Here is a 17,134-nt window from a genome sequence, read left to right as displayed (position 1 = left end):
CTCTAAATTTAAAAATAGGTAATTTTAGAGGGGGATAAAATATAATTTCGCAATTATGGGTGGTTTTTTTGAAAATGAGCAAGGTTTCGCGATTGGCAAATTGTTTTATAAATACCGAAAAAGCTGCTCTTTTGTTAAATTACTTCGAAAAGACAGGGGTGTAGTTTGGATTAGTTTCATAAAATGCACAAAGGGGGCTATAATAAAGGGGATTAATTATTATATTTGCACTTTATTATCAAATCTAAATTAATAATAACTTAAAATTTGTCTGCATGTCAACATTACGTTTTCAAGCTTTAAAAGAAGCTTCAACAAGAAAATCTGTTCAGTTTGAAGAAACCGACAGAAAATCAACCATTTTTGGATCTAATGTATTTAACGATAAAGCGATGAAGCAGTATTTGACTTCGGATGCATTTAAAGGAGTACAAGGAGCAGTTCAGCATGGAACTAAGATAGACAGAAAACTGGCCGATTATATTGCGATGGGTATGAAAGAATGGGCACTCTCTAAAGGGGTTACTCATTATACACACTGGTTTCAGCCATTAACAGGAACAACTGCAGAGAAACATGATGCATTTTTTGAGATTTCTTATGATGGTAGTGATCCAGTTGAGAAATTTGGAGGAGCACAATTAGTACAACAAGAACCAGATGCTTCTAGTTTTCCAAACGGAGGAATAAGAAACACATTTGAGGCAAGAGGATATACAGCTTGGGATCCTACATCTCCAGCATTTATTTTTGGAACTACTTTATGTATTCCTACTGTTTTCATATCTTATACAGGAGAAGCATTAGATAATAAAATACCTTTATTAAGAGCATTATCTGCAATTGATGATGCAGCAACAGATGTTTGTAAATATTTTGATAAAAATGTAAAGAAAGTTACTGCAACCCTTGGATGGGAACAGGAATATTTCCTTATAGACAGATCTCTTGCAGAATCTCGTCCTGATCTTATGATGACAGGAAGAACCTTGTTAGGACATACATCTGCTAAAGGGCAACAATTAGATGATCATTATTTTGGTTCTATTCCTACTCGTGCTTTATTATATATGAGAGATTTGGAGCAAGAATGTATGTTATTGGGTATACCAGTAAAAACACGTCATAATGAGGTAGCACCAAATCAGTTTGAGTTGGCGCCGATTTTTGAAGAAACAAACCTGGCAGTAGATCATAACTGTTTATTAATGGATGTAATGCAAAAAGTGGCAGAACGCCATGACTTTAAAGTATTATTTCATGAAAAACCTTTTAAAGGAGTAAATGGTTCAGGTAAACACAATAACTGGTCATTGGCAACAGATACTGGAGTAAACTTGTTAAGCCCAAGCAAAACTCCTATGAGCAACTTACAGTTCTTAACTTTCTTTATCAATACAATTAAGGCGGTTAATGATTATGAAGAACTATTAAGAGCAGCAATTGCTACAGCAAGTAATGACCACCGATTAGGGGCAAATGAAGCACCACCGGCAATTATCTCTGTATTTATTGGTGAGCAATTAACAAAGGTTTTGGCTGAATTAGAAGGTGTAACAACTGGAAAATTATCTCCAGAAGAAAAAACAGATTTAAAACTAAATGTAGTAGGTAAAATTCCAGATGTATTATTAGATAATACTGATAGAAACAGAACTTCACCATTTGCTTTTACAGGAAATAAATTTGAGTTTAGAGCTGTAGGTTCATCTGCAAACTGTGCAAACTCAATGACAACTCTTAATGCAATTGTTGCAAAACAATTAAAAGACTTTAAAATAGAAGTTGATGCATTGATTGAGTTAAAAGACATGAAGAAAGATGATGCTATCTTTAATGTTTTAAGAGAGTATATAAAAGTTTCTAAAAAAATCCTTTTTGAAGGAGACGGATATAGCGAAGCATGGGAAATCGAAGCTACCAAAAGAGGTTTAAGTAATCATAAAACAACTCCAGAGGCATTAAAAGCCAGAGCATCTAAAAAAGCTTTAGATTTATTCTCAGAATTGGGTATCATGAACCATGTTGAGGTTGAGGCGCGTTACGAAATTGAATTGGAAGAATACACTAAGAAAATTCAAATAGAAGGAAGAGTTTTAGGAGATATTTCTAAAAATCACGTTATACCTACAGCTATTCGTTATCAAAATACATTAATAGAGAATGTAAAAGGATTAAAAGAAATCTTTGGAGATGAATTCCTTACTATAGCAAAAGAGCAAATTGTATTGATTAAACAAATTTCTGGACATATCGAAGGAATCAACTCTAAAGTAGAAGCGATGACAAACGAGAGAAAGAAAGCAAACCATCTTACAGATGCACAAGAAATGGCCGAAGCATATTGTAATAACGTAAAACCTTATTTTGAGGATATACGTAATCACTGCGATAAATTAGAGCTACTTGTAGATAATGAAATTTGGACATTGACCAAATATAGAGAGCTTTTGTTTACAAAATAAGAGCTTAAAGCGCATTATAAAAGGGTCTGGCATTTTGCCAGACCTTTTTTGTATAATAAATTCAAAAATGGGGTTTAAAATGCATTTTTTAGAATGAAATTCAAATCTGAATATTGATTTAATGATTAAGTAACTTTTTTCTGATAGTAATTTAAGATAAAATTAGCATTTCGTCGTTATTGTTTTGCAGTTCATCGAAAAGGTGATTAACTTATTGAAAAATAGGTGGTTGTATTTATTTCGTTAGCAGAAAGTTCTTTAAATTTGAATCGTAATTAAGAAATAAAGCTTCACACTTTCCCCTTTATTTTAACATATCAGTAATTACAATTTTGCAGTGATTCCCCGTCACGAAACCTACATAATAATTTGTATTAATAACCAATTAAATATATTTATTATGAAAAAAGTAGTTTTAAGCATCTCCGCGATGCTATTTGTTGGTACAGCTGCAATTGCGCAAGCTAATGTTAGTGATGTAGATCAAACAGGCTGGATAAATGGAGCCTTGGTATCTCAGGTAGGTTATTCAAATGATTCACAAGTTACACAATTTGGTTTGGCAAATTTAGCATTTGTTAGTCAAACTGGAGATGATAATGAGTCAGATGTTTCACAAGCAGGTATTTTTAATATCGCAGCTGTAAATCAAAACGGAGATGATAATAGTGCAACTATAGCACAATTAGGTCTGGCAAACGTGGCAACAATCGACCAAATGGGAGATGATAATGATGCGTTAACTGTACAATTAGGAGCATTTAACTCCGCTTCAACTATTCAATCTGGAGATAACAATAGTGCTACAACATTACAATTCTTTGTAGGTAACTCATCAACTATTGAACAAGATGGGGATGGAAACAATGCACTTGTTGTACAATCTTATTGGTTTAACACCTCAGATATTTATCAATTAGGAGATGGAAACACAGCAATTACAGCACAACTTGGTTATGACAATACATCTAGTGTTTACCAAGATGGTACTGCTAACTTTGCGTTAACACTACAATTAGGAAACGACCACATGAGTACAATTACTCAAACAGGTATTGCAAACGGAGCTATAGTTTTCCAATCTAACTAAGCTTTACTTGAAAAGAGTAGAATTTAATTCTGCTTACAATTCAGTTTATACCAGTTTTATTTATGAAACTGGTATAAATTTTTAAAGAAGATTTATTTTAAAAATATGTCATGAAACCAGCAGTGTATTTAATATTATTTTTATTTACAAATATTGCTTTCACACAGGAGTTAAATCCTTTAGATGTATATGCTATAAAAGCATTAGAAAGCAATAATGACTATAGAAACCAAAATGCAAATCTGTTTGTTCAAAATAATAATATTGTAAAAATTATGCAAATTGGAAATTACAATGCTACAGATGTAAGTATCATTAGTAATAAATCCAATGTAGTTCTTAATCAAATTGGTAATGACAATTATATAAATATGTATAAGAAAGCATCTGAAATTAATCAATCAGTTGTTCAGTCTGGAAATAACAATATGGTAAGCGACTTTTCTTTATACTCCAGTGGAGCTATAAATATGTCGATTAATCAAAGAGGAGATAATCTGACCATTTTTAATAATGGCTCAAACTCAATATCAGAGGGAATGAGAATTACCCAAACCGGAAATTCAGGCACTATTTATATTTTCAATCACTAATATTATGGAGCGATATAATCTAAATATTATTTTAATTATTATGATGTTAGTAGTGCAAAACACATTTGCACAAGTGGTTTATACAGAGGTAAAAGCTAAAATTGAAATTGAACAAATCGAAAATTCATTAGCAATTACCGGAACTGCAGAAAATTTAAAAGCAGAGTTTAAAAACATCTCCTATAAATTATCAGTTTTAAAAGTAAATAAATCCAATACTAATAAATCCAATAATGCACAAGACGGCAGAGTTACACTAGAACCAATTCAAAAAGTAAACCTCTCCAAAACACAAGTGAATTTTACTAAAGACGACGAAATAATTATTCTATTATTAATTTATGATGATAATAATGCAGTAGTAGGAAAAGACAAAGTAATATTTGGAGGAAAAGATGAATCTAAAACAGAGATTCAAACACCTACAGACGGATTAGAAATGATTGGTATAGTTTCTAACGATACCAAGACTAAGTTGGGCAATGATTTTTACGATTATTTTTATTCAGAATATTCGAAATTAAAAATCAAATCACATAAGATCGTTACAGTTCGAGAAGAATTAACCTTCGGGAGAACAACTAAAATAATGATAGATGTTGATGGAGAAATAATTGATGAATTTATTTCAAGACCAGACGAAGATTTTTTAAAATACATGGCAGAATCATCTTCGGCCAAAATTTTCAAGTATTTTAAAAATATCGAAAGACAAAATAAATTGATCACTCAGTATTAAGTTGTGCATTTAATTAGTTGACATTCGAATAGATTAATTAAATGTTTTTTGGCAGTTATTTTTAAACCCTAAAAATACCAAAATGAAGACAATAACTTTACTATTTTGTTTACTAGGAATATGTTTTACTTCGGTTGCGCAAGATTTGGCCTATAAACCTATCAACCCAGCTTTTGGCGGAGATACGTTTAACTACAATTGGCTACTTAGTTCAGCGCAAGCACAAAACGACTACAAAGAAGATAAGACAACTGGATTCGAACAAAAATCAGATTTACAACGTTTCAAGGAAAATCTTAACAATCAGTTACTAAACAAACTTTCTAATTCATTATTCGAGGATCAGTTTGGTACAGGTACAGGAGGAGGTATAGGTACTGGTGGTACAGGAGGAGGAATAAAACCGGGATCTTATGTCTTTGGGACACTCTCTGTAGATGTTTATGACTCTAATCTTGGGCTTGTTGTAGATATTCTGGATATAGAAACAGGAGAACAAACGCAAGTAATTGTTCCTGGAAACAATTAGGATTAATTTTTTATTCCTAGTAATAAGTTTTACATTTTTTATCGCTAATAAGTTAATAAAAAATCACTTATGAATCAAAAATCACTTTTTGGAGTCCTAATAGCTATTTTATTCTCTGGTTGTGGTGCTTATTTTAATCAACCTGTTGGAGTACAAAAAGCTGTTTATGGAGAGAATACACCAGCTACCTCGGCATTAACCAATATCCCTAAACCCAAAGAACAAATTGTTGTGGGGGTTTATAAATTCAAGGATCAAACAGGGCAATACAAAGCCGTAGAACTAGGTAGTACATTTAGTACAGCAGTTACACAAGGAGCAACTTCTATCTTGATAAAAGCCCTTGAAGACTCAAAATGGTTTATTCCAATTGAACGAGAAAACTTGGGGAATTTGCTTAATGAAAGAAACATCATTAGATCCACAAGACAAGAATATGCTACCAAACCCAATGAAAAAGAAGCCCCATTAACGCCTCTTTTATTTGCCGGAGTTTTGCTGGAAGGAGGTATTATATCCTATGACACAAATATAATTACAGGAGGATTTGGAGCCAGATATTTTGGAGCCGGAGCTTCGGTAAGATATAGACAAGATAGAGTTACAGTTTATCTAAGACTTGTTTCAACATCAAATGGTAAAATCTTAAATACCGTTTATGTTTCCAAAACAATTTTATCACAAAGTGTCGATGCCAATTTATTTCGATATGTAAACCTAAACAGACTTCTGGAAGTCGAAACAGGATTTACCCGAAACGAACCCATACAATTAGCCGTTACCGAAGCTATAGAAAAAGCAGTCGAAGGACTTATTGTAGATGGTATCAAAGACAAATTGTGGGAAGTAAATGCCCCACAAACCCAGGTAGATAATTTTATTGCCAATTATGATAACGAAAAAAGCGAAGCCGATTTAGCACAACTATACGGAAGAAACCTAGTCGAAAAAAGAGGTCGTTTTGGTATAGAAGTAGCAGGAGGAGCAACCCTTATGAAAGGAGATTATCCTAGTCCGGTTGCAAAACCAATGGGAAGAGGAGCCGTGAAATATTTCTTTACACCAAATTTAGATATAAGTGCCTCGACAAATGTTTTTAAACTCGGTAATAAAGATAAGCTAGATGTTGGGTATGCAACCCTCGATCTAAATCTAGAATTATTGGTATTGCCCTATGACAACTTTACGCCTTACATATTTGGCGGCGGCGGAATAGGATTTAATTCTAAATATGAAAATAGGCATAGCAAAGTTCAGTTTGGAGGAGGAGTAGAGTATTTGGTAACGAGTAATCTTGGACTCAAACTGTACGGAGAATACAATATAAATTTCACAGATATGATAGATTATGTCGATAGCGGAGTCAGGGATGATTATTACTGGCGTTTCGGATTAGGGGTAACATATTACTTCCCGAAAAACTATCACAAGAAAAAAAAGATGTAAAAAAATATCATTCAAAAAATTCGTCGAATAAACTCGATAAAGTCTAACAAAATAAAATCTACAAATGAAAATAGGATTAAGAATTTTAGTGTGTTTTATTCTTTTGATTTCTTGTAGTGAAGAACAGCTAGAGGATGGAGCAAGTGGAACTGTAAAAGGAAGAGTAGTCGAATCGGGAACATTTACTCCCATCGAAAATGTACGAATATCTTCGAGCCCTGCAACAAGTACGGTATTTACAGATAAAGACGGTTATTTTACTTTAGAGAAAGTGTTGGTTGGAGATTACTCCTTTCAGGCTCAAAAAGACGGCTATATTGCCAGATTCGAACCCGGAAAAGTTACTGCCGATGCAACAATACAAATTATATTCGAATTGCAAATTTCTACAGCAAACAACAAACCGCCAGATATTCCGGTTTTAACAGCTCCGGTAGATAATGCAAAAGACCAACCGTTAAATTTAAATCTAACCTGGACAGCAGCCGATAAAGAATCTGATTCTTTAACTTATACCGTTACCTTAAAAAATGGAACGACCGATGAGATTAAAACATATCCAGATCTTAAAGAAAAAACGCTGGCGATAAAAGATTTAAACTATAGTACAAAATACTATTGGCAGGTAGCCGTTTCAGACGGAATTAATAAACCAACTAATAGTGTAACCAATTCATTTACAACATTGGCATTTCCAAATCCAAGATTTTTATTTGTCAAAAAAATAAATAATAACAACGTAATTTACACCGCAGACGAAGCAGGGAATCAATTACAACTAACATCATCAACTGTTAATAGTTTTAGACCAAGAAAAAACCTAAGTGTAAATAAAATTGCGTACCTTAGTTCTGATGGTTCTCAGAGTCAGATATATACGATGAACCCGGATGGATCTGGAGTATTTAGAGTTACAAATTTTGTACCCGTTGCAGGATTTAATATGGAGTATGTAAATTACTGCTGGAACACAAACGGAAGTCAGATAATTTATCCAAACTTTGATAAACTATATCGTATAGATTCAGATGGAGGAGGACTCATTCAGTTATTTCAAACACCAAACGGAAAATTTATATCCGAATGCGATTGGAGTCAGGATGGATCACAAATAGCATTAAAAGTAAACGACAGATCAGGATATAATGTAGAAATTTATGTGATCGATATGGCGGGAACAGTTTTATATACAATACAAACAGGTTTAAGTGGTGCAACAAGCGGATTAAACATTTCTATAGATAATCAGAAAGTGATTTTTACAAGAGACGTTTCCGGTTTTGAAAACACAACATACCGAAGATTAGATTCTCGAATTTTCATGTACACACGTTCAAATAATACTGCTGCAGAATTAACAACTCAAAAACAGAATGGTTTTAACGATTTAGACGTGAAATTCTCACCAAATGAAGCCGAAGTTATTTTTGTAAATACATCCAATGATGGATTATCAGCACAAAATGTACAAAAAGTAAGTATTAATAGTGCAAGTGGTTCCGCATCGTCAAGAACCACACTATTTCAAAACGCATCAATGCCCGAATGGAAATAAGCGTGGTATGGATCTAGATTTCCAAACACTTTTTTCTAAAAATCCGATAAGAGTCTCAAACTTATCGGATTTTTTTATGTTTCAGACAGCCATAAAACCCAACAATTAAAAAAACTGGTTATCTTTGCACCACATCAACAACACAAACTAATTTCATGAGTTCAGATTCTAGCAAAAGGTACGCACAAAGAGGAGTTTCGGCATCTAAAGAAGACGTACACAACGCCATAAAAAATATTGATAAAGGATTGTTTCCACAAGCATTTTGTAAAATCGTCCCAGATTATTTAACCCAAGATCAGGATTATTGCCTTATCATGCACGCCGATGGAGCAGGTACAAAATCATCTTTGGCATATATGTACTGGAAAGAAACAGGCGATATATCAGTATGGAAAGGAATTGCACAAGATGCACTAATCATGAATATAGATGATTTGTTATGTGTAGGAGCAACCGATAATATCCTACTTTCATCAACAATCGGAAGAAATAAAAACCTAATTCCAGCCGAAGTAATTTCAGCAATCATAAACGGAACCGAGGAATTAATAAAAGAACTAGACACCTTTGGCGTAACCATCCATTCCACAGGAGGAGAAACTGCCGATGTGGGCGATATCGTTCGTACCATAATCGTAGATTCTACTGTAACAGCAAGAATGAAACGTTCAAATGTAGTAGATAATGCCAACATCAAAGCAGGCGATGTAATCGTAGGATTAGCTTCATTTGGACAATCAACTTACGAAAAAAGCTATAATGGTGGTATGGGAAGCAACGGACTAACATCTGCACGTCATGATGTTTTCGGTAAATACCTGGCAACCAAATACCCAGAAAGTTTTGACGCAGCAGTTCCCGAAGAATTAATTTATTCAGGACAAGTAAAACTTACCGATGCTGTCGAGAATAGCCCGATAGATGCAGGACAATTGGTGCTTTCGCCAACAAGAACCTACGCACCAATTATCAAGAAAATATTAGATAAATATACACCAGAACAAATTCACGGAATGGTACATTGTAGTGGAGGAGCACAAACAAAAATCCTTCATTTTGTACAGAATTTGCACATTATAAAAGATAATTTATTTCCAGTTCCACCATTGTTTCAGCTTATTCAGGAACAATCTAAAACCGATTGGAAAGAAATGTACCAAGTATTTAATTGCGGTCACCGTATGGAATTATACGTTCCCGAAGAACTTGCAGAAGACATAATTGCTATTTCAAAATCATTCAATGTCGATGCACAAATCGTAGGAAGAGTAGAAGCAGCCGACGATAAGAAATTGACAATTACCAGCGAATACGGTACATTCGAATATTAATATTTTAAGGTAGTAGAGACGCACCGCAGTGCGTCTAACATTGCCTTTTAATATTAAAGACATCATTAAAATAATAGCTTTTTTTAGGAGCTAATCCCGCTATCCGCTATATCTTTTCGGGCGAACACCGCCCAAAAAGGATGTCGCTACTATCGGGGCTAAAAATCACGTTATCATGTACGAATTACTTTTTTGGAGATACTCAGAAGGAATTTATTTAAACCATCACGAAGTTTACGAAGCACTTATCGAAGAGCAAGAAGTCGACGGTTTAGAAGAACTTCCAGTTACTGTAATCCTAAACAGGATAGGTTCATTGTTTTCCAAATGGGAAAAAGTCGATGATAATAGCTGGAAAAACAACGAAGGAAAAGGAGCATTTCAAGTTATAACTACACCGCAAAGCGTTAGAATAGACTGTTACGGAACCCAAGGAAAAGCCATGGATATTCTGGTAGGCGCCTTAGAAGAATTTAAATGTCCGCTTTACGACCCGCAAGTTCCAGAGCGTTACGACGAAATGAGTGAATAACAAAAAGAGTTTTTAAATAGATTATAAAATTATTTTTTTACAAAATGGATTTCAATTTCTCTGAAAATATAGTACTCGAAGACGATTTGGTTTTATTACGTCCGTTACAAAAAACAGATGTAGAGAATTTATTAGAAATTTCTATCAACGAGCCCAATACTTGGGAATATTCGTTAATTCGTGCCAACGGAAAAGAAAACCTAGAGAACTATATAGACATTGCCTTAAAAGCAAGAGAAAAGAAAATAGAATTCCCATTTATAGTCTTTGATAAAAAATCAGGAAAATATGCCGGAAGCACCCGTTTTTACGATATGCAACTTCAGTTTAAAACCCTGCAATTAGGATATACCTGGTATGGTTCGGCCTTTAGAGGAACAGGACTAAACAAACATTGTAAATTCCTGTTATTACAATACGCATTCGAAACCATGGGAATGGAACGAGTAGAATTCCGCGCCGATAATAATAACCAACGAAGTATAGCAGCCATGAAAAGTATTGGTTGCAAAGTCGAAGGAGTTTTACGTAATCATATGCCTACTTTTGGCAGCGAAGTACGCCGAGATTCAATTATCTTGAGTATTCTGCGAGAAGAATGGTTTGATGAGGTAAAAGAAAACTTGAGGAAAAAGCTGTAAAATAAGTTGTTGGTAAAAAAATTAACCGCAAAGTTTTTAACCGCAAAGCACGCAATGATTTACGCAAAGCACGCAAAGGATAAAAAATCCGTGTAATCTTTTAATCTGTGGCTAAGGAAAAGGTACTAAGATTTTTAAGTCGCAAAGGTTCAAAGGTTTTATTGATAAAAAACTTTTTCAGAGAGTTTATCACAAGATAACCTCAATATTGTCATTCTGAGCGGAGTCGAAGAATCATAAGAAACTCCATTATCTTTTTAATTGTTGCTATGATTTAACCGCAAAGTTCGCAATGGTTTACACAAAGCAAGCAAAATTTTAAGTTTATAGTTAAAAAACTTTTTTACAAAGTTTATCACAAAACAACCACAATATTGTCTTTCTGAGGAACGAAGAATCTCCGTAAGAAGCTAACATAAAGTATTTCTAGATTGGCGAGCTACTCGCGGAGATTCTTCGTTCCTCAGAAAGACAAGTTTGCGATGGCTATTCCACATCTTTTATGATCAATCTGTTATTTTTTAGTTTAGCAAAAAGCAATTAAAACTTGTTTCTAACCATCAGCAAGAATAACATTTTGCTCTTTCCTAATTTTTACAACTAGCTTATCAATATGTGTTTTTACTTTTGTAGGTAATGAATTCCAGTTTTTATCTTTTTTAAAGCTTCTGCAATAATCTAAGTCACATTCAACAGCACGTATAACATACTTTTTACCTTTATAAAGAGTAATGATTTTAATACGTCTTAAGTCACCAACATCTGTTTTTGTGCCATAAACAAGTACTGGTTCAATATAACCATCATCGTCTAAATCTTGAGTGCTACAATATTTTGTCCAGAACCAAATAGAAGTTTCTTCAACTTCGGCACTTTCAATTAAATCATTTATTTTCCATTTTTCGATATAACCACCATGATCGTTTAAATAGCAAACAGCTTCAATTTTGGTATTTAGCGTATCCTTGTCCGAAATTACTTTTTGGTTTTCGCTTAGAACCAATTCATAAACACCACCTTTATCTTGATATTCATAGGCTCTAAAAATAGGGAATTTACCACCATCTAAATCTCTTTCGGTTATTTCGGTTTGGCTTAATACTTTACTTTGTACAGCTTGCGAAAAACTAATTGTAGAATAAAAGAAGAAGAATAATAAAATGAAATTTTTCATGAGATCAATTACTTTTTTGAATACTCAAAGATATTCATTTTTAGCCTTATTAAAAACAAGAGAATATATGATAGTATATCAGAGCTAATAAAATTCAGTAACAATTTTCATTAATAGAATTCGCAAAGTAATTTTTAAAAAACCAATATTTATTGTAATTTTCTAACCTGAAATTGTTATTAAATCGTTTTAGTAAAAACGAATAATGCTATAAACACAAAACCATAAACTAAAAAAGACCTGATGAATATTGTAAATTATAAAAGTTTCCTTTTCGGATTATCAGTTTTAATGCTCAGTCATACACATAAAATGATTGGGCAGGAAAAAACGAATAAACTCAAAGATTTAGTTCAATATGTAGATCCTATGATAGGAACTGCCAAGATGGGGCATACCTATCCGGGCGCAACAGTACCTTTTGGGAGCGTACAATTAAGTCCTGAAACCGATACAATTCCTTATGCAACAAATGGCAAGTACAACAAAGATGTTTACAAATATTGCGCAGGCTATCAATACGAAGATAAAACCATTGTTGGATTTAGTCATACCCATTTTAGCGGAACAGGACATTCCGATTTAGGAGATTTCCTTATTATGCCTACAACAGGAAAATTACAATTAAATCCTGGTACAGCAGCGCATCCTGAAACAGGATATCGATCAGTATTCTCGCATAAAACCGAAAAAGCAGAACCAGCTTATTATAGTGTTCTCCTGGAAGATCATAATATCAAAGCCGAACTTACTGCAACAACCAGAGTTGGAATGCATCAATATACATTTCCAAAATCAGATCAAGCGCATATAATCTTAGATCTTACAGCAGGAATTTATAATTATGATAAAAAGAATGTCTGGACATTTGTTCGCGTAGAAAACGACACTTTAATTACAGGATATCGTCAAACAAATGGTTGGGCAAGAACAAGAACAGTATATTTTGCGATGTCATTTAGCAAGCCAATAAAAGGATACGGACAAGCTACACCCGAAAAAAGTGTGTATAAAGGTTTTTGGAGCAGATTTGATCAAACCAAAAACTTCCCAGAAATGGCAGGAGCAAACCTAAAATTATACTTTGATTTTGATACAAATGAAAATGAAAAAGTCAAAATAAAATTTGCTATTTCTCCAGTAAGTACCCAAGGAGCTTCGGCTAATATGAAAGCCGAAATTCCGGATTGGGATTTTGAAAGAGTTAAAAAAGAAAGTCAGGAAGTTTGGAACAAAGAGCTGAATAAAATTCAGGTACAAACCATCCAAAAAGAAGACATGGTTAATTTTTATACTGCAATGTACCATGCTTTTCTAGGACCAACAGTATATATGGATACCGATGGGAACTACAAAGGATTAGACGGAAACGTTCATAAATCAACTACATTCCAGAACTACACAAGTTTTTCATTATGGGATACCTATAGAGCTTTACATCCTTTATTTAATCTGGTTCAGCCCAAAAGAAACTCCGATATGATTAATTCTATGTTGGCGCATTACGACCAAAGTGTACATAAAATGCTGCCAATCTGGTCACATTATGCCAATGAAAACTGGTGTATGATTGGGTATCATAGCGTTTCGGTAATTGCAGATGCGATAGTAAAAGGTAACACCAATTTTGATGTAGATAAAGCACTTCTTGCAACTGTAAATACAGCCAAAGTTCCTTATTATGACGGATTAGAGTATTATATGAAAAAAGGATTTGTTCCAGAGGACAAAAATGGTTCATCGGTATCTAAAACTTTAGAATATGCTTATGATGACTGGGCAATTGCACAAGCAGCAAAAAAGTTAGGAAAAGAAGATATCTATAGCGAATTCTCTAAAAGAGCAACAAATTATAAAAACGTATACGATGCCAAAACAGGTTTTATGAGACCCAAACTCGATGATGGAACATTTAAGAAAGAGTTTGATCCATTAGACACACACGGGCAAGGATTCATCGAAGGAAATTCTTGGAACTACAGTTTGTATGTTCCTCAAGATCCTGCCGAAATGATAAAAATGATGAACGGTACAGATGCTTTTACAAGAAGGTTGGATTCTCTTTTTTCTATGCACTTACCGGATAAATATTTTGAAAATACTGAGGATATTACCAAAGAGGGAATAATAGGGAATTATGTGCACGGAAACGAACCTTCGCATCACGTGGTTTATTTATACAATTGGACAAAATCTCCTTGGAAAGCGCAAGACAAGATTAGGATGATTCTTAAAAGAATGTATAAAAATGGTCCTGACGGATTAGGAGGAAACGATGATTTTGGACAAATGAGTGCTTGGTATATTTTTAGCAGTCTAGGATTTTATCCCGTAGCACCAGGATCAGAAGATTATAGTTTAGGAAGCCCGCTAGTAGCAAATGCTATTTTTAATCTTGAAAACGGAAAAACATTTGAAGTTGCTACAGTAAATCAATCTGATAAAAATGTATTTGTGAGTAAAGTGCTTTTAAACGGAAAACCATTAACAAGTCCTGTTATAAAACACAGTGATATTGTAAACGGAGGAAAGATTACATTTTATATGAGTAGTAAGCCAAATAAGAAAATATATCTGGAAAAGGGACTAAGAGACTAAGGTTCTAAGATGCAAAGGTTCAAAGGCTCAAAGATTCAAAGGCTCAAAGATTCAAAGGTTTTACGCAGAGAGTGTAAAGCTTTTAAGTGTGAGATAATTAATTGATTAGGTGGTTCGCGTTCGCAGTTGTCCTGCAAGGTCTTTTTTGACCTTGTAGGTATTAAGACTTATGAGGTCAAGTTTTTGTTTTTTATTACAGATTTACTTCGCCTGTTTGTTATTGTTAGAGTAGCAGATTTTTTTGGTATAAAAAAATATTGAGTAAATACTCTATAAGCTCCAGCGGAGCGAAATGTTTATAGCTAATATATACGTTCTTGCTGTAAAAGCTCCAGCGGAGCGATACCTACGATTATTTTCTAATTGTGAAGCATGTCACCCCGATGGGGTTCTTTAAAAAATAATTAAAATTTCTATAAATATAACGTCCCGCTGGGACTTACTTTATTGTGATTTAATAAAGAGTTAGATAAGGGTAGGAGAATTTTTTCACATTGTTAGGTATTAAATTCAGACCTACAAGGTTAAAAAAAGCCTTGCAGGAATAGAATTTCTAAGAAGATTTGAGGTCAGCTCTTAATTTTCCTTAATTTCTTAATGGTTCGGTTTCTTGTCTTTAATTTTTTATTGAATTAAAATAGAAACATAATGCAGTTTGTAAAAAACTTCACGAAATTTGCCTTTTAAATTAATAGAAAGAGACACATGAAAATAAATCCAAAGAACGGAATAGACAAGTTGTTGTTCGGTATGAAACAGAACGATGTTACAGCTATTTATGGCAAACCAGATAGAAACTATAAAGACGAAGATGATAATGTAATTTTTGCTTACAACAAGCATAAAATAAGATTGACATTCTATCAGGAAGAAGCTTTAAAATTGGGCTATATTGTGGCATCAAGTCCAGATTTAGAAATCTTTGGTTTTAAAATTATAGGAAGAAAAATTGCTGATGTAAAAAAAGATTTGGCAACCAAAGAAATTACAAAATTCACGCAAGAAGAGTTTGATACTTTCGAGAATTACTTTAACGAAGAAAACTGGATTATCTTCCAGACAGAATTTGAAGAAGTAGTAAAATTTGAAATCGGAGCAATCATCAATAATAAAGATGAATTCGATTGGAAGTTTCCAACTAAAAAATAAAATAAAAAAGAGTATAAAAAAAACCGATAGTTCTAACTATCGGTTTTTTTTATGATATATAATTTAAGGAAATTATTGTTTTGGTGTTGGTTGATCTTTGTAGATTTCCAATTCAAAAACAAGTGTTGTATTTGGAGGAATCACATTACCTGCACCTCTTTCTCCATAAGCAAGTTTTGAAGGAAGGAAGAATACTGTTTTCTCACCATAAGACATAAGATCTAAACCTTCGATAAAACCAGGAATCATACCGTCTTTTTTACCAGCCTGAAAAGGAAATGCTTGGTATCCTCCTTGAGCGGCACGATTTGTATCATGTTTTCCGTAAGTTTTAGCGATTTCTTCGATACTACTATCAAAAAGAGTTCCGTCTTCAAAATATCCTGCATATTTAAAATAGAAAGTAGCACCATTTGCAGGTTTTTCTCCAGTACCTTTTTGAATTACTTTATAACTTAAACCAGATGGAGTAGTTGTTGCAGTTACTTTAGCAGTTTCTAGATACGCTTTTTTAGCAGCAATTACAGTCGCGTATTTTTCTTTGTAAAGACGTTCTTGTTCAAGAGCAGCAGCTTGTGCTTGTTTGGTCTTTTCAGCCTCAATTAAAGCTTGTTTTTTAGCATCTTCTGCTTTGTTTTCATAATAAGCAGCAAATACCTTTGGAGCATCAAATTTCTTAGCCATAGCTCCTTTACGAGTAATCGTTACAGTAAGCATTACATCATCCTGAAGAATAAGATTAACAACATCCATTCCTTGTACAACGTGACCAAATATACTGTGTTTATCGTTTAACCAAGGTGTTTCTTTATGAGTGATAAAAAATTGACTTCCGTTTGTAGTTGGACCAGAGTTTGCCATTGCAAGAATTCCGCCTTTATCAAATCTAAGATCAGATACAAACTCATCTTTAAATGCATATCCAGGACCTCCAGAACCATTTCCGTCAGGATCACCACCTTGAATCATGAAGTCATTAATAACTCTATGAAATTTTAAACCATCATAAAAAGGTTTTCCTTTTAATTTATCAATAGTCACATAAGGATTAGTTCCTTCTGCCAATGATACAAAATTAGCAACAGTAATAGGAGCTTTTATGTATTCTAGTTGCAATACGATATTTCCTTTTTTTGTTGCAATTGTAGCAAAAATTCCTTCGTTAACAGAAGGCTTAGTTTCAACTTTTGTAATTGTTGTTTTTTTGCCTGGAACAGGCTTTTTAGTCTGCGCTTGTAGGTTAAGTACACCCAAGCAAAATAAAAATAGAATTTTTAATTTCATCTTAT

The 17,134-nt window shown here is 33.5% G+C and carries 14 protein-coding genes; 12 read left to right on the top strand and 2 right to left on the bottom strand.

Annotated features, from left to right (window positions below):
- The first annotated feature begins 275 nt into the window (after positions 1-275).
- The 10 genes from AC3IPI_RS22745 (at position 276) to AC3IPI_RS22700 (ending at position 10,924) form a co-directional block, all read left to right on the top strand.
- Positions 276-2,465 (top strand): glutamine synthetase III family protein, encoded by a 2,190-nt coding sequence (locus AC3IPI_RS22745; RefSeq protein ID WP_489155958.1) that lies wholly within the window; start codon positions 276-278, stop codon positions 2,463-2,465.
- Positions 2,466-2,865: 400 nt separating this feature from the next.
- Positions 2,866-3,555, top strand: coding sequence for a hypothetical protein (locus AC3IPI_RS22740; RefSeq protein WP_039117749.1), 690 nt, complete (start codon positions 2,866-2,868; stop codon positions 3,553-3,555).
- A 110-nt stretch (positions 3,556-3,665) separates the two neighbouring features.
- Positions 3,666-4,148, top strand: coding sequence for a hypothetical protein (locus AC3IPI_RS22735; RefSeq protein ID WP_086894609.1), 483 nt, complete (start codon positions 3,666-3,668; stop codon positions 4,146-4,148).
- Positions 4,149-4,188: 40 nt separating this feature from the next.
- Complete coding sequence (locus tag AC3IPI_RS22730) at positions 4,189-4,887, top strand: CsgE family curli-type amyloid fiber assembly protein (protein ID WP_489155955.1); 699 nt, start codon at positions 4,189-4,191, stop codon at positions 4,885-4,887.
- 82 nt (positions 4,888-4,969) lie between these two features.
- The gene (locus tag AC3IPI_RS22725; protein ID WP_039111072.1) at positions 4,970-5,416 is read left to right on the top strand and encodes a curli assembly protein CsgF; all 447 of its coding nucleotides are present in this window, start codon (positions 4,970-4,972) and stop codon (positions 5,414-5,416) included.
- 69 nt (positions 5,417-5,485) lie between these two features.
- Entirely contained in the window at positions 5,486-6,862 is a 1,377-nt protein-coding gene (locus tag AC3IPI_RS22720) for a CsgG/HfaB family protein (RefSeq protein WP_489155953.1), read from the top strand.
- Between the two features lie 64 nt (positions 6,863-6,926).
- Entirely contained in the window at positions 6,927-8,417 is a 1,491-nt protein-coding gene (locus tag AC3IPI_RS22715) for a carboxypeptidase regulatory-like domain-containing protein (protein WP_489155951.1), read from the top strand.
- A 155-nt stretch (positions 8,418-8,572) separates the two neighbouring features.
- On the top strand, positions 8,573-9,751 hold the full coding sequence (locus AC3IPI_RS22710; protein WP_323489053.1) for an AIR synthase related protein: 1,179 nt from the start codon (positions 8,573-8,575) through the stop codon (positions 9,749-9,751).
- Between the two features lie 175 nt (positions 9,752-9,926).
- Positions 9,927-10,283, top strand: a complete 357-nt coding sequence (locus AC3IPI_RS22705) for a hypothetical protein (RefSeq protein WP_039111068.1) — start codon at positions 9,927-9,929, stop codon at positions 10,281-10,283.
- 44 nt (positions 10,284-10,327) lie between these two features.
- On the top strand, positions 10,328-10,924 hold the full coding sequence (locus tag AC3IPI_RS22700) for a GNAT family N-acetyltransferase (RefSeq protein ID WP_086894612.1): 597 nt from the start codon (positions 10,328-10,330) through the stop codon (positions 10,922-10,924).
- Between the two features lie 553 nt (positions 10,925-11,477).
- Here the strand turns inward: AC3IPI_RS22700 and AC3IPI_RS22695 are convergent.
- Positions 11,478-12,098 (bottom strand): M949_RS01915 family surface polysaccharide biosynthesis protein, encoded by a 621-nt coding sequence (locus AC3IPI_RS22695; protein WP_039111066.1) that lies wholly within the window; start codon positions 12,096-12,098, stop codon positions 11,478-11,480.
- Between the two features lie 291 nt (positions 12,099-12,389).
- Between AC3IPI_RS22695 and AC3IPI_RS22690 the strand changes: the two genes are divergently transcribed.
- Both AC3IPI_RS22690 and AC3IPI_RS22685 read left to right on the top strand, forming a co-directional pair.
- Positions 12,390-14,696 carry a GH92 family glycosyl hydrolase gene (locus tag AC3IPI_RS22690; protein ID WP_489159251.1) on the top strand — a complete coding sequence of 769 codons (2,307 nt, stop codon included), beginning with the start codon at positions 12,390-12,392 and terminating at the stop codon, positions 14,694-14,696.
- 705 nt (positions 14,697-15,401) lie between these two features.
- Positions 15,402-15,845: a hypothetical protein gene (locus tag AC3IPI_RS22685; RefSeq protein WP_489155948.1), complete on the top strand. Its 444-nt coding sequence runs from the start codon at positions 15,402-15,404 to the stop codon at positions 15,843-15,845.
- Positions 15,846-15,917: 72 nt separating this feature from the next.
- On the opposite strand, the gene AC3IPI_RS22680 is transcribed toward AC3IPI_RS22685, so the two are convergent.
- Positions 15,918-17,129 (bottom strand): peptidylprolyl isomerase, encoded by a 1,212-nt coding sequence (locus AC3IPI_RS22680; RefSeq protein ID WP_489155946.1) that lies wholly within the window; start codon positions 17,127-17,129, stop codon positions 15,918-15,920.
- Between the last annotated feature and the right edge of the window lie 5 nt (positions 17,130-17,134).

It is taken from the genome of Flavobacterium sp. GL_143 (genome assembly GCF_057834355.1).
Note: the sequence above shows the minus strand (reverse complement) of the source record. Positions and strands in the feature narration are given on the sequence as shown.

Excerpts from the sequence above, each read along its gene's own strand:
- AC3IPI_RS22745 (WP_489155958.1), top strand. The coding sequence starts at position 276 with ATGTCAACATTACGTTTTCAAGCTTTAAAAGAAGCTTCAACAAGAAAA.
- AC3IPI_RS22740 (WP_039117749.1), top strand. The coding sequence starts at position 2,866 with ATGAAAAAAGTAGTTTTAAGCATCTCCGCGATGCTATTTGTTGGTACA.
- AC3IPI_RS22735 (WP_086894609.1), top strand. The coding sequence starts at position 3,666 with ATGAAACCAGCAGTGTATTTAATATTATTTTTATTTACAAATATTGCT.
- AC3IPI_RS22730 (WP_489155955.1), top strand. The coding sequence starts at position 4,189 with ATGATGTTAGTAGTGCAAAACACATTTGCACAAGTGGTTTATACAGAG.
- AC3IPI_RS22725 (WP_039111072.1), top strand. The coding sequence starts at position 4,970 with ATGAAGACAATAACTTTACTATTTTGTTTACTAGGAATATGTTTTACT.
- AC3IPI_RS22720 (WP_489155953.1), top strand. The coding sequence starts at position 5,486 with ATGAATCAAAAATCACTTTTTGGAGTCCTAATAGCTATTTTATTCTCT.
- AC3IPI_RS22715 (WP_489155951.1), top strand. The coding sequence starts at position 6,927 with ATGAAAATAGGATTAAGAATTTTAGTGTGTTTTATTCTTTTGATTTCT.
- AC3IPI_RS22710 (WP_323489053.1), top strand. The coding sequence starts at position 8,573 with ATGAGTTCAGATTCTAGCAAAAGGTACGCACAAAGAGGAGTTTCGGCA.
- AC3IPI_RS22705 (WP_039111068.1), top strand. The coding sequence starts at position 9,927 with ATGTACGAATTACTTTTTTGGAGATACTCAGAAGGAATTTATTTAAAC.
- AC3IPI_RS22700 (WP_086894612.1), top strand. The coding sequence starts at position 10,328 with ATGGATTTCAATTTCTCTGAAAATATAGTACTCGAAGACGATTTGGTT.
- AC3IPI_RS22695 (WP_039111066.1), bottom strand. The coding sequence starts at position 12,098 with ATGAAAAATTTCATTTTATTATTCTTCTTCTTTTATTCTACAATTAGT.
- AC3IPI_RS22690 (WP_489159251.1), top strand. The coding sequence starts at position 12,390 with ATGCTCAGTCATACACATAAAATGATTGGGCAGGAAAAAACGAATAAA.
- AC3IPI_RS22685 (WP_489155948.1), top strand. The coding sequence starts at position 15,402 with ATGAAAATAAATCCAAAGAACGGAATAGACAAGTTGTTGTTCGGTATG.
- AC3IPI_RS22680 (WP_489155946.1), bottom strand. The coding sequence starts at position 17,129 with ATGAAATTAAAAATTCTATTTTTATTTTGCTTGGGTGTACTTAACCTA.